The 13,374-nt window shown below is 55.6% G+C and carries 11 protein-coding genes; 10 read left to right on the top strand and 1 reads right to left on the bottom strand.

Features of this window, described 5'->3' with window-relative positions; all coding sequences use genetic code 11:
* Positions 1–249: 249 nt before the first annotated feature.
* The 3 genes from udk (at position 250) to asmA (ending at position 3,445) form a co-directional block, all read left to right on the top strand.
* A complete protein-coding gene (udk, locus tag V7Q49_RS01300) occupies positions 250–891 on the top strand; it encodes a uridine kinase (RefSeq protein ID WP_032612454.1) in 642 nt (213 codons plus the stop codon).
* A gap of 91 nt (positions 892–982) precedes the next feature.
* Positions 983–1,564: a dCTP deaminase gene (gene dcd / locus V7Q49_RS01305; RefSeq protein WP_106993508.1), complete on the top strand. Its 582-nt coding sequence runs from the start codon at positions 983–985 to the stop codon at positions 1,562–1,564.
* A gap of 27 nt (positions 1,565–1,591) precedes the next feature.
* Positions 1,592–3,445 (top strand): outer membrane assembly protein AsmA, encoded by a 1,854-nt coding sequence (gene asmA, locus V7Q49_RS01310; RefSeq protein WP_333848935.1) that lies wholly within the window; start codon positions 1,592–1,594, stop codon positions 3,443–3,445.
* Between the two features lie 132 nt (positions 3,446–3,577).
* Here asmA and V7Q49_RS01315 read toward each other — a convergent pair whose 3' ends face one another.
* Entirely contained in the window at positions 3,578–5,161 is a 1,584-nt protein-coding gene (locus V7Q49_RS01315; RefSeq protein WP_333848937.1) for a TerC family protein, read from the bottom strand.
* Positions 5,162–5,854: 693 nt separating this feature from the next.
* Between V7Q49_RS01315 and V7Q49_RS01320 the strand changes: the two genes are divergently transcribed.
* Genes V7Q49_RS01320 through wcaD form a run of 7 tightly spaced genes read left to right on the top strand, consistent with a single transcriptional unit; the run spans position 5,855 to position 13,365 of the window.
* The gene (locus tag V7Q49_RS01320; RefSeq protein ID WP_333848938.1) at positions 5,855–6,991 is read left to right on the top strand and encodes a polysaccharide export protein; all 1,137 of its coding nucleotides are present in this window, start codon (positions 5,855–5,857) and stop codon (positions 6,989–6,991) included.
* Positions 6,992–6,996: 5 nt separating this feature from the next.
* Positions 6,997–7,440: a low molecular weight protein-tyrosine-phosphatase Wzb gene (wzb, locus tag V7Q49_RS01325; protein ID WP_142486387.1), complete on the top strand. Its 444-nt coding sequence runs from the start codon at positions 6,997–6,999 to the stop codon at positions 7,438–7,440.
* 2 nt (positions 7,441–7,442) lie between these two features.
* Positions 7,443–9,605 (top strand): tyrosine-protein kinase Wzc, encoded by a 2,163-nt coding sequence (gene wzc, locus V7Q49_RS01330; RefSeq protein WP_333848939.1) that lies wholly within the window; start codon positions 7,443–7,445, stop codon positions 9,603–9,605.
* A gap of 20 nt (positions 9,606–9,625) precedes the next feature.
* A complete protein-coding gene (gene wcaA / locus V7Q49_RS01335; RefSeq protein ID WP_333848941.1) occupies positions 9,626–10,465 on the top strand; it encodes a colanic acid biosynthesis glycosyltransferase WcaA in 840 nt (279 codons plus the stop codon).
* Positions 10,466–10,467: 2 nt separating this feature from the next.
* Positions 10,468–10,956 (top strand): colanic acid biosynthesis acetyltransferase WcaB, encoded by a 489-nt coding sequence (gene wcaB, locus V7Q49_RS01340; protein ID WP_333850462.1) that lies wholly within the window; start codon positions 10,468–10,470, stop codon positions 10,954–10,956.
* Positions 10,953–12,170: a colanic acid biosynthesis glycosyltransferase WcaC gene (wcaC, locus tag V7Q49_RS01345; protein WP_333848942.1), complete on the top strand. Its 1,218-nt coding sequence runs from the start codon at positions 10,953–10,955 to the stop codon at positions 12,168–12,170. The genes wcaB and wcaC overlap by 4 nt, the downstream gene beginning before the upstream one ends.
* Positions 12,145–13,365, top strand: a complete 1,221-nt coding sequence (wcaD, locus tag V7Q49_RS01350) for a colanic acid polymerase WcaD (RefSeq protein WP_333850463.1) — start codon at positions 12,145–12,147, stop codon at positions 13,363–13,365. The genes wcaC and wcaD overlap by 26 nt, the downstream gene beginning before the upstream one ends.
* The last annotated feature ends 9 nt before the right edge of the window (positions 13,366–13,374 follow it).

Here is a 13,374-nt window from a genome sequence, read left to right on the forward strand (position 1 = left end):
ATGGTATGCGCTCATAATTTGACATCACAGGGTTATTAAATACTTATCCTGCGAAGATTTCATCTTAGGCGCTGAAAAAGTAAGCGGGAAAATTTGTGGCAGGGATAATCCGCACGGACTTTGAAGGCGTCTCGCATAACATTTCTATTCGACTGGTATCAGGCCCGTGAAATCCCTATAATTGCCGCGTTTGACGCTCAGGCGTCGTCCTTCCTTACTTACATCCAGGTTACTCAGGTCGCAAAATTTATGACTGATAAGTCTCATCAGTGCGTCATTATAGGCATCGCCGGCGCATCGGCTTCAGGTAAAAGTCTCATTGCCAGTACGCTTTACCGTGAATTACGTGAACAGGTCGGTGATGAGCACATCGGTGTCATTCCAGAAGACAGCTACTACAAAGATCAAAGCCATCTGTCGATGGAAGAGCGTGTTAAGACCAATTATGACCATCCAAGCGCGATGGATCACAGTCTGTTATTCCAGCACCTTCAGGCCCTGAAGAACGGCACCGCCATTGAGCTGCCGGTATATAGCTATGTTGAACACACCCGTCTGCAGGAAACCGTTCGCATTGCCCCGAAAAAGGTCATTATCCTCGAAGGGATCCTGCTGCTGACCGACGCCCGCCTGCGCGAGTCGATGAATTTCTCGATTTTTGTCGATACCCCGCTGGATATCTGCCTGATGCGCCGCATTAAGCGCGACGTGAACGAACGCGGCCGCTCCATGGACTCGGTTATGGCGCAGTACCAGAAAACGGTACGCCCAATGTTCCTGCAGTTCATTGAGCCCTCCAAGCAGTATGCCGATATCATCGTGCCGCGCGGGGGTAAAAACCGCATTGCTATTGATATTCTGAAAGCAAAAATCAGCCAGTTTTTTGAATAACACCCGCGAATTGTGTACCGTTCAAAGATAAACGGGTTCGCCCTCCGGCTTTGCAGGCCCGAGGGCGCGATGCACGAAAGGAGAAAGTGGCATGCGTCTTTGTGACCGAGATATTGAAGCCTGGCTGGACGAAGGCCGTCTGACCATCACCCCGCGCCCGCCGGTCGAGCGGATTAACGGCGTTACTGTCGATGTGCGTCTGGGTAATAAGTTTCGTACCTTCAGCGGTCATACCGCGCCCTTTATCGACCTCAGCGGGCCGAAAGATGAAGTCAGCGCGGCACTCGATAGAGTGATGAGCGATGAAATCGTGCTGGCCGACGGCGACGCCTTTTACCTGCACCCGGGTGAGCTGGCGCTGGCGGTCACCTTTGAGTCAATCACCCTGCCAGCGGATCTGGTAGGCTGGCTCGACGGGCGCTCTTCACTGGCGCGTCTGGGGCTGATGGTGCACGTTACCGCGCACCGTATCGATCCAGGCTGGTCCGGGCGGATCGTGCTGGAGTTTTTCAACGCGGGTAAACTGCCGCTGGCGCTGCGCCCGGGCATGATGATCGGCGCGTTGAGCTTTGAACCGCTAACCGGCCCGGCGGCACGTCCGTATAACGCCCGTCAGGACGCAAAATATCGCGACCAGCAGGGTGCGGTCGCCAGTCGTATTGATAAAGATTGAGCTTAAACCCGGTCCATTGAGGAAGCCATGAGAAGAGTTCTGACAACGCTGATGATTTTGCTGGTGGTGCTGGTTGCTGGCCTTTCAGCGTTGGTTCTGCTGGTCAACCCCAATGACTTTCGCGCCTATATGGTGCGTCAGGTCGAGGTTCGCAGCGGCTATGCTCTGAAGCTGGAGGGTCCGCTGCGCTGGCACGTCTGGCCGCAGCTCAGCATCCTGTCCGGCCGCATGTCGCTTACCGCTCCGGGGGCCTCAGTGCCGCTGGTTGCTGCCGACAACATGCGCCTCGACGTGGCGTTGACCCCGCTGTTTTCGCATCAGTTGCAGGTTAATCAGGTGATGCTCAAAGGGGCGGTGATCCAGCTGACCCCGCAGTCTGAAGCGGTACGTAACGCCGATGCGCCGGTGGCCCCGCGCGAAAACACCCTGCCGGATAAAGCAGAAGATACCGGCTGGTCATTTGATATTGGTCGCCTGAAGGTGGCAGACAGCCTGCTGGTGTTCCAGCACGAGGGTGACGAGCAGGTCACGGTGCGCAATATCAACCTGCAGATGGATCAGGATGAACACCACAAAGGTAAGATCGACTTCAGCGGTCGCGTTAACCGCAACCAGCGCGATCTCACCCTCTCCCTCACGGCAAATGTGAATGCCTCTGACTATCCCCACCTGCTCAGCGCCGATATCCAGCAGCTGAGCTGGCAGCTGACCGGTGCCGATCTGCCTGCGCAGGGCATCAGCGGGCAGGGCACTCTGCTGGCGCAGTGGCGAGAAGAGCAAAAGCAGCTCGAACTCAACCAGCTCAATTTACAGGCCAATGACAGCACGATGACCGGCCAGGCCAGCGTGATCCTGGGCAGCGAACCGCAGTGGAACATGAACCTGCAGTTCGACAAGCTCAATCTGGAAAACCTGCTCCCGGCCCAGGTCGCCGCAGCCGCCGAAGGCGACGCGGTGCAGCAGGGGCAAACGCAGTCCAAACTGCAGCGCCCGGTGATCTCCTCCAATCTCGAACAGCCCGACTACAACGGCCTGCGCGGCTTTAGCGCCGATGTCCTGTTGAAGGCCAACACCGTCCACTGGCGGGGGATGGACTTCAACCAGGTTACCAGCCAGATGTCCAATAAAAATGGCCTTCTGACCATTACTGATCTAAGCGGTAAGCTGGGGGAAGGGCATATCTCCTTACCCGGCACGCTCGATGTGCGTAAAGCTATCGCCCGGTCATCTTTCCAGCCGCGCCTGGATAACATTGAGATCGGCACCATTCTGAAGGCCTTTAACTACCCGATTTCGCTGACCGGCCGCCTGACCATGGCGGGCGATTTCTCGGGCAGCAAGATTGACGCCGACGCCTTCCGTCACCACTGGCAGGGTCAGGCCCATCTGGAGATGCAGAATACCCGGATGGAAGGGCTGAACTTCCAGCAGCTGGTGCAGCAGGCGGTAGAGCGCAGCAGCAATGTGAAGGTGAAAGAGAATGCCGATAACGCGACCCGTCTGGACAGCTTTGTCACCGACCTGAGCCTCGACGAGGGGCAGGTGACGTTGGACGGTATGCAGGGCGAGTCGCCGATGCTGACGCTCGAAGGGAACGGTACTCTGGATCTGATCAAAGAAACGGCCGACACCCGCTTTAAGATCCGCGTGCTGGAGGGCTGGCTGGGTGAAGGTAAGCTGATCGATTTCCTGAAAACGACGCCGATCCCGCTGAACGTCTACGGCAACTGGCAGGCGCTGAACTACAGCCTGCAGGTGGATCAGCTGCTGCGTAAACATCTCCAGGATGAGGCGAAACGACGCCTGAGCGGCTGGGCGGAGAAGAACAAAGATTCGCAGAATGGTAAAGACGTGAAGAAGCTGCTGGAAAAGATCCAGTAGTTTTCAACACCCCTCACCCCGCCCTCTCCCCATAGGGGAGAGGGGGAAAACCCGATCGAGCTCATGCTTTAAGACCGCACCTGACTGTTCCCTCTCCCCTCTGGGGAGAGGGTTAGGGTGAGGGCAACAGCATCACACCTCGTAATCCACATCATCCTCGTTAATCAGCGGGATCAGCTGCACCTTCTGCACCCGGTGGTTTTCCACCTCCAGGGTTTTCAGCGCATAATCTCCCACCTGAACTTCTTCACCCGGCTGCGGGATGCGCTGCAGATATTCCATCAACAGACCGGCAATCGTGTGGTACTCCCGCTTATCGTCCAGCGGCAGCGGCACATATTGCACCAGATCTTCCAGCGGCATATGGCCGTTGGCGGTCCAGCTGCCGTCGGCATTCTTCTGAATATCGTGCCGGGCGTCGATCTCTTCCACTTCGTTCGGCAGGTTACCGGCAATGGTCTCCATCACGTCGCTGAGCGTCACAATCCCCTCTACAGAACCAAACTCATCCACCACGAAGGCGAAATGGGTCCGCGCATTGCGGAACTGCTCGAGTGCCTGCAGCAGCGGCAGCACTTCCGGGAACACCAGCGGCTGGCGGATCAGTACCCGCAGGTTGAGCGGCTCGCCGCGCAGCTGCTGATTGAGCAGGTCGATAACGTGCACCACCCCCAGCAGCTCCTCCTCCTGCTCGCCGCCGGTGACCACGATGCGGGTGTGCTGGTTTTTATCCAGCAGCGCCCGGATGCTACTCTCCGGCGTGTTCAGGTCGATATGCTCAATATCGTGGCGCGAGGTCATGATGCTGCTGACGGAGCGCTGGTTAAGGTGCAGCACCCGCTCAATCATCCGCCGTTCCTGCGGGGCAAAGATCGGGCTGTCGTCGTGGTCGGCAAGCAGCGAAGCGCTCTGCGCATCCAGCTCGGCATCCTCTTTTTTACCGCTCAGCAGGCGGATTACCGTGTCCGCGGTGCGCTGACGCAGGGTCTGATTGGCTGAGAGGAAACGGCGGCGGTTGAAGATCGCCAGCTGGTTCAGGGCCTCGATAATCACCGAGAAGCCAATTGCGGCGTACAGATAGCCTTTCGGAATGTGGAAGCCAAAACCGTCTGCCACCAGGCTAAAGCCGATCATCAGCAGGAAGCTCAGACACAGAATCACAATCGTCGGATGGTCGTTAACAAAGCGGGTGAGCGCCTTGCTGGCCATCACCATCAGCGCAATGGCGATAATGACCGCGGCCATCATCACCGCCAGGTGATCGACCATCCCCACGGCGGTGATCACCGAATCCAGCGAGAAAACGGCGTCCAGCACCACAATTTGCGCCACCACGGCCCAGAATTTGGCCCCTCGCCGCTGGGTGGGGTTTTCGTTGTCCTTGCCTTCCAGCCTTTCGTTGAGTTCGACGGTGGCTTTGAAAATCAGGAAAAAACCACCAAACAACATGATCAAATCGCGGGCGCTAAAGCCAAAACCGTGGACGGTAAACAGCGGGCGGGTGAGCGTCACCAGCCAGGAGATAGAGGCCAACAGCAGCAGGCGCATCACCATCGCCATTAACAGGCCGGTGACGCGGGCGCGGTCGCGCTGAGCAGGGGGCAGTTTTTCGGCGAGAATAGCGATAAAGACCAGGTTATCGATACCGAGCACAAGTTCCAGCACCACCAGGGTGACCAGTCCGGCCCATATTGATGGATCTGCTATCCATTCCATAGTGTGAGTAATACCCTTTCGTTATATGACAATTGTCACATTTCGATCATGGATACTGCGCCTGAAAAATGCAATGCCAGCCGGGCATTTATCTGTACAGATTTTCCTGAATCCTGGTGAAAATAAACCCTGCACTCTGTGGGTTAATATTGTGAATAGTCTGTATTATCGCAAAATAAGAAATATCGCAGGCTGAGGTGCTTCTGCAATAAAGTCAATATAAAGCTATTCCTAAAAACACAGAAGTGTCGGTGTTAATACTAATCTTAAAAGCGATACCTTCACGGATGTTTCCTTGCCTGCTATTCCGTTAGCTGCAACAATTCTTTCAGCATTAAATGGCGCTGTCTTTTTGATGCTATTTCTGTATCGGTTTAATGACGTGAAACATTTATATCGGGTTCGGAATAATCCTGCCTTTTATTTTTTCCGTTATGCCCTGCCAAAGAGGGTGTTTGCTCATAACGTACTGTTTAAACAGTAGATTGGTAACTGAAAGCCAAGGGCGGTAGCGTGCCTGAAAGCGTGTGAATCAGCCTCGATTATTCTGTCAATAGTCTGAATGCAAATAAGCCTCTTTTAGGACTGATGCCAGTTATATTTCACTTTTATTGACTGCATGCTAAAAGTAATACGCCTCCGCGCTTATTTAAATGCACAGGATAATTACTCTTCCATAGTGATAAATAATCAATGATGAAATCCAAAATGAAATTGATGCCATTATTGGTGTCTGTGACCTTGATGAGTGGTTGTACGGTCTTTCCCGGCAGCAATATGTCAACATCGGGCAAGGATGTGATTAAACAGCAGGATGCTGATTTTGATATCAACCGCATGGTGAATGTTTATCCAATGACCCCGCAGCTGGTTGAACAATTACGCCCTCGCCCGGTTGTGGCGCGACCTAACGACAGCCTCGACCAGGAGATCGCCAACTACCAGTACCGCGTCGGGCCTGGGGATGTCATTAACGTCACCGTCTGGGATCACCCGGAGCTGACCACCCCCGCCGGGCAGTATCGTAGCTCAAGCGATGCCGGTAACTGGGTTCAGCCGGATGGCACCATGTTCTATCCCTATGTCGGCAAAATCCGTGTGGCCGGCAAAACGCTTTCCCAGATCCGTAGTGATATTACCGGCCGTTTAGCGCAGTACATCGCTGACCCGCAGGTGGACGTTAATATCGCCGCATTCCGTTCGCAAAAAGCCTATGTCTCCGGCCAGGTGAATAAATCCGGCCAGCAGCCGATCACCAACGTGCCGCTGACGGTGCTTGACGCCATCAACGCCGCGGGCGGGCTCACCGATGGCGCCGACTGGCGCAATGCGGTGCTGACCCATAAAGGCAAAGAGGAGCGTATCTCCCTGCAGGCGCTGATGCAGAACGGCGATCTGAGCCAGAACCGTCTGCTCTATCCGAGTGACATCCTGTTTGTGCCGCGCAATGACGACCTGAAAGTGTTTGTGATGGGTGAAGTGAAGAAACAGAGCACCCTCAAGATGGACTTCAGCGGTATGACCCTGACCGAAGCGCTGGGCACCGCGGAAGGGCTGGATATGAGCACTTCCGACGCCAGCGGTATCTTCGTGATCCGTCCGATTACAGGAAACGGTGCGAAGGGCAAGATTGCCAACGTCTACCAGCTGGATATGTCTGATGCCACCTCGCTGGTGATGGCAACCGGGTTCCGCCTCCAGCCGTATGACGTGGTTTACGTCACCACCGCGCCGATAACGCGCTGGAACCGTGTGATGAACCAGCTGATGCCGACCATCAACAATATCCATACCATGACCGATACGGTACATCAGTACCACAACTGGTGATAACGATGTTTAACAAAATTCTGGTGGTTTGTGTGGGGAATATTTGCCGTTCCCCCACCGCTGAGCGGCTTTTAAAACAGTACCAGCCACAGCTGACCGTCGCGTCAGCCGGGCTGGGGGCGCTGGTCGGCAAAGGGGCCGATGAGCGTGCCAGTCAGGTCGCGGCAGAGCATCAGCTGTCACTCGACGGGCATTGCGCCCGTCAGGTGTCAGCCAGCCTGTGCCGGGACTACGACCTGATCCTCGCCATGGAAAAACGCCACATCCACGCCCTGTGCGATATCGCACCGGAGATGCGCGGCAAGGTGATGCTGTTTGGTCACTGGGACAATGAGCGTGAGATCCCCGATCCGTATCGCAAAAGCCATGAAGCGTTTGAGGCGGTTTACACCTTACTCGACCAGTCTGCCCGCCAGTGGGCACAGGCACTGAACGTTCAGCAGGGATAATAATGACAGCAAACGTAAAACCTTCTTCCTCCCCAAGTGCGGGCGGTGATGAGATTGATCTTGGTCGCCTGATCGGCACCGTAGTAGAGGCGCGCTGGTGGGTAATTGGGATCACCGCGGTGTTTGCCGTGGCGGCGGTGATTTATACCTTCTTTGCTACCCCCATCTACAGCGCCGATGCGCTGGTGCAAATTGAGCAAAACAGCGGCAGTTCGCTGGTGCAGGACATTGGTTCGGCGCTGGCGAACAAGCCGCCCGCCTCGCAGGCGGAAATTGAGCTGATCCAGTCCCGCCTGGTATTGGGGCAAACGGTAGACGATCTCGACCTCGACATCGGCGTCAGCAAAAACACCTTCCCGGTGTTTGGCGCGGGCTGGGATCGGTTGATGGGCCGTCAGAATGACACCGTCAAAGTGACCACCTTTACGCTGCCTGCCGGAGGAGCCAGCCAGGTCTTTACCCTCGAGGTGTTGGGCAAAGATCAGTATCAGCTCACCAGCGACGCCGGGTTTAGCGCCCGCGGCAAGGTGGGGGAGATGCTGACCAAAGACGGCGTGAGCATGATGGTCAGTGACATTCATGCCCAGAACGGCAGCGAGTTCACCGTCAGCAAATTCTCGATGCTGGGGATGATCAATAACCTGCAGGGCAACCTGACGGTGACCGAAACCGGGAAAGACACCGGGGTGCTGAGTCTGACCTTTACCGGGGAAGACAAGGATAAGATCCGCGACATTCTCAACAGCATCACCCGCAACTATCAGGCGCAGAACGTGAAGCGCAAGTCGGAAGAGGCGTCAAAAAGCCTCGACTTCCTTGCCAAACAGCTTCCGGAGGTGCGCGCGCATCTGGATGAAGCCGAGAACAAGCTCAACGCCTTCCGCCAGGATAAAGATTCCGTCGACCTGCCGCTGGAAGCGAAGTCGGTGCTGGATTCGATGGTCAACATCGACGCCCAGCTCAACGAGCTGACCTTTAAAGAGGCGGAAATTTCCAAGCTCTACACCAAGCGCCACCCTGCCTACCGCACGCTGCTGGAAAAACGCCAGACTCTGGAAGAGGAAAAAGCGAAGCTCAACGGCCGCGTCACCGCGATGCCAAAAACCCAGCAGGAGATCCTGCGTCTGACCCGTGACGTGGAGTCCGGCCAGCAGGTCTATATGCAGCTGCTGAATAAACAGCAGGAGCTGAAGATCACCGAAGCGAGCACCGTGGGCGACGTGCGGATTGTCGACCCGGCCATCACCCAGCCCGGCGTGCTGAAGCCGAAGAAGGCGCTGATTATTCTCGGCAGCATTATTCTCGGCCTGATGCTCTCCATCGTCGGCGTGCTGCTGCGCTCCCTGTTTAACCGTGGAATCGAAAGCCCGCAGGTGCTGGAAGAGCATGGCATCAACGTCTACGCCAGCATCCCGTTGTCCGAGTGGCAGAAGTCCCGTGACAGTGTCAAAACCACCAACGGGGTCAAACGCTACAAACAGAGCCAGCTGCTGGCGGTGGGTAACCCGACGGATCTGGCCATCGAAGCCATTCGTAGCCTGCGCACCAGCCTGCACTTTGCCATGATGCAGGCCAGTAACAACGTGCTGATGCTCTCCGGGGTCAGCCCGTCGATCGGGAAAACCTTCGTCTGCGCCAACCTCGCGGCGGTGGTCAGCCAGACCAACAAGCGCGTGCTGCTGATCGACTGCGATATGCGTAAGGGCTACACCCACGAACTGCTGGGCACCAACAATGTGAACGGTCTGTCGGAGCTCCTGCTGGGCAAGGGCGATATCACCCAGTGCGCGAAACCAACCTCTATTCCTGGCTTTGACCTCGTTTCTCGCGGGCAGGTACCGCCGAATCCGTCGGAACTGCTGATGAGCGAGCGCTTTACCCAGCTGGTGAAGTGGGCCAGCGAGAATTATGACCTGGTGATCATCGATACCCCGCCAATCCTCGCGGTCACCGATGCAGCGATTGTGGGTCGCCACGCGGGCACCACCCTGATGGTAGCGCGTTACGCGGTCAACACCCTGAAAGAGGTCGAGACCAGCCTCAGCCGCTTTGAGCAGAACGGCATTCCGGTGAAAGGGGTGATCCTCAACTCAATCTTCCGTCGCGCCACCGGGTATCAGGATTACGGGTATTACGAGTACGAATATAAGTCGGACAGCAAGTAATGAGCCATTCGGGGAATACCATGACAACACGCCCTTTGATTTCTATTTATATGCCGACATGGAACCGTCAGCAGCTGGCGATCCGTGCGATAAAGTCGGTATTGCGTCAGGATTATGACCACTGGGAGCTGATCATCGTCGATGACTGCTCCTCCTCCTGGGAACAGCTGCAGCAGTTTGTCACCGACCTCAACGATCCGCGCGTGGTCTATACCCACAACGCCATCAACTCCGGCGCCTGTGCGGTACGCAATCAGGCGATCCTGCAGGCTAACGGTCAGTACCTGACCGGTATTGACGATGACGACGAGTGGACGCCGAACCGGCTCTCGACCTTCCTCGCGCATCAGCATCATCTGGTGACCCATGCGTTCCTGTACGCCAACGACTACGTCTGCGAAGGTGAGGTCTACTCTCAGCCCGCCAGTCTGCCGCTGTACCCGAAATCGCCGTACTCGCGCCAGCTGTTCTACAAGCGCAACATCATCGGCAATCAGGTCTTCACCTGGGCATGGCGCTTTAAGGAGTGCCTGTTCGATACCGAACTGAAGGCTGCTCAGGATTACGACATCTTCCTGCGGATGGTGGTGGAGTATGGCGAGCCGTGGAAAGTGGACGAGGCGACGCAGATCCTGCATATCAACCACGGTGAAATGCAGATTACCTCCTCGCCGAAAAAGTTCTCCGGCTACTTCCACTTCTACCGCAAGCACCGGGACAAGTTCGATCGCGCCAGCCGCAAATATCAGCTGTTTACCCTGTATCAGATCCGCAACAAGCGCATGAACTGGCGCACGCTGCTGACGCTGATCTCGGTGCGTAACGGCAAGCGTCTGGCTGACGGACTGCGGGGGAAATAATGGTGCTGGAAGATTGTCGCGCAAACAGCTGGAGCCTGCGCCCCTGCTGCATGGTGCTGGCCTACCGGGTGGCCCATTTCTGCTCCGTCTGGCGCAAAAAGAACGTCCTTAATAACCTGTGGGCGGCCCCGGTGCTGGTGCTCTACCGCATCATCACCGAGTGCTTCTTCGGCTACGAAATCCAGGCCGCAGCCACCATCGGACGGCGTTTTACCATTCACCACGGCTATGCCGTGGTGATCAATAAGTTCGTGGTCGCCGGGGATGATTTTACCATCCGCCACGGCGTGACTATCGGCAACCGCGGCCCGGACAGCCTGGCCTGCCCGGTGATTGGCAACAACGTTGAGCTGGGTGCCAACGTGGTGATGATTGGTGATATCACCGTGGGCAATAACGTCACCGTGGGCGCGGGGAGCGTGGTGCTCGACAGCATCCCGGACAACGCGCTGGTGGTGGGCGAGAAGGCCCGGGTGAAGGTGATCAAATGAATATTCTGCAATTTAACGTGCGCCTCGCCGAGGGCGGGGCGGCAGGGGTCGCGCTGGATCTGCACCAGCGCGCGCTGCAAAAAGGACTTCAGTCGCGCTTTATCTACGGCTACGGCAAGGGCGGCAAGAAGAGCGTCAGCCATGACCGTTATCCGCAGGTGGTGAAACACACCCCGCGCCTGACCTCGGTGGCCAATATTGCGCTGTTCCGCCTGTTTAACCGCGATCTGTTCGGCAACCTCAACAGCCTGTATCGCACCGTGACCCGCACCCCGGGCCCGATGGTGCTGCATTTCCACGTCCTGCACAGTTACTGGCTGCGGCTTGAAGAGGTGGTGGCCTTCTGTGAGAAGGTGCAGGCCCATAAGCCCGATACCACGTTCGTCTGGACCCTGCACGATCACTGGAGCGTCACCGGCCGCTGCGCCTTTACCGACGGCTGTGAAGGCTGGAAAGACAATTGCCAGAAGTGCCCGACGCTTGGCAACTATCCCCCGGTGAAGATAGATCGAGCCCATCAGCTGGTGGCGGGTAAACGCCAGCTGTTCCGCGACATGCTGGCGCTTGGCTGCCAGTTTATCTCTCCCAGCCAGCACGTGGCCGACGCCTTCAACAGCCTGTACGGGGCAGGGCGCTGCCGGATCATCAACAACGGTATCGACGTGGCGACGGAAGCCATTCTGGCGGAACTGACGCCGGTCGCGGTCACGCCGGGCAAACCGAAAATCGCGGTAGTGGCTCACGATCTGCGCTACGACGGCAAAACCAACCAGCAGCTGGTGCGCCAGATCATGGCCCTTGGCGATAAGGTCGAGCTGCACACCTTCGGTAAATTTTCGCCGTTTGACGGTGCCAACGTGATCAATCATGGCTTCGAAACCGACAAGCGTAAGCTGATGAGCGCCCTGAACGGTATGGACGCGCTGGTGTTCAGCTCCCGGGTCGATAACTACCCGCTCATCCTGTGCGAAGCGCTCTCCATCGGGGTGCCGGTGATCGCCACCCACAGCGACGCCGCCCGGGAAGTACTGGAGAAATCAGGGGGCAAAACCTTCAGTGAAAACGAGGTGCTGCCGCTGGTGCAGCTGTCGAAAGCGGAGATTGCCCAGGCTGTTTTTGGCACCGACCTGGAATCGTTCCGCACCCGCAGCCGCCAGGCCTACAGTGGACAACAGATGCTGGAGGAGTATGTCTCGTTCTATCAGAATCTGTAGCTATCTGCTGCTGCCGCTGATCTACCTGCTGGTCAACGTTAAAATTGCCCAGCTGGGTGAGAGCTTCCCCATCACCATCGTGACCTTTTTACCGCTGCTGCTGTTGCTGTTCGTCGATAAGATCAGCGTGAAAAAGCTGATGATTGCGCTGGGGTTAGGCGTCGGGCTGACGGCCTTTAACTACATCTTTGGCCAGTCGCTGGATGCCAGTAAATATGTCACCTCCACCATGCTGTTTGTCTATATCGTGATCATTATCGGTATGGTGTGGAGTATTCGTTTCAAAACTATCTCGCCGCACAATTATCGGAAGATCCTCAGGTTCTTTTATCTGGTCATCGGCATCATTGTTATGATAGCGGCTCTGGAGATGGCGCAAATTATTTTGACAGGCGGCAGTAGCCTGATGGAAATAATTTCGAAATATCTTATTTACAGTAATAGCTATGTACTGAATTTCATTAAATTTGGCGGCAAGCGTACTACGGCACTCTATTTCGAACCGGCATTCTTCGCTCTGGCGTTAATCTCAATTTGGCTCAGCATCAAACAGTTTGGTATCAAAACGCCCAAGAGCGATGCTATGATTCTTGCAGGAATAGTCCTTTCAGGATCGTTCTCCGGGGTAATGACCTTTATTCTGTTTTACCTTCTGGAGTGGGCGTTCCAGTATCTGAATAAAGAGGCGATCAAGAAAAAGTTACCTTTAGCGATCATTTCATTGTCCGTATTTTTAGTGGGGGTAGTATTTGCCTTCCCGTATATTTCTGAGCGTCTGGGTGATTTAGGGACCGAAGGGTCGTCATCCTATTACCGTATTATCGGTCCGCTGGTGATGGTGGGTTACTCTTTAACCCATATTGACGGCGTTGTCAGATTCGGCTCACTTTATGAATATGTCGCATCATTCGGAATCTTTAACGGTGCGGACGTCGGAAAAACCATAGACAATGGTTTGTATCTGCTGATTATTTATTTTTCATGGTTCGCAGTATTATTAACTGCGTGGTATCTGAGCAAAATTTTCAAAATGACGCTCAGCGCCTTTGGTGATAATCAGAATTTTCGCGTACAGCTTTATCTTTTTACGCCGGTGTCGCTGTTTTTTACCGGGTCAATATTTAGCCCGGAATACGCATTCTTAATTGTTTGTCCGTTTATTTTGCGCAAGGCGCTGAATATTACCCATTCATAACGAGGTGGT

Origin of the sequence: Leclercia sp., assembly GCF_036780805.1 — a bacterium.
Classification (GTDB): domain Bacteria; phylum Pseudomonadota; class Gammaproteobacteria; order Enterobacterales; family Enterobacteriaceae; genus Enterobacter.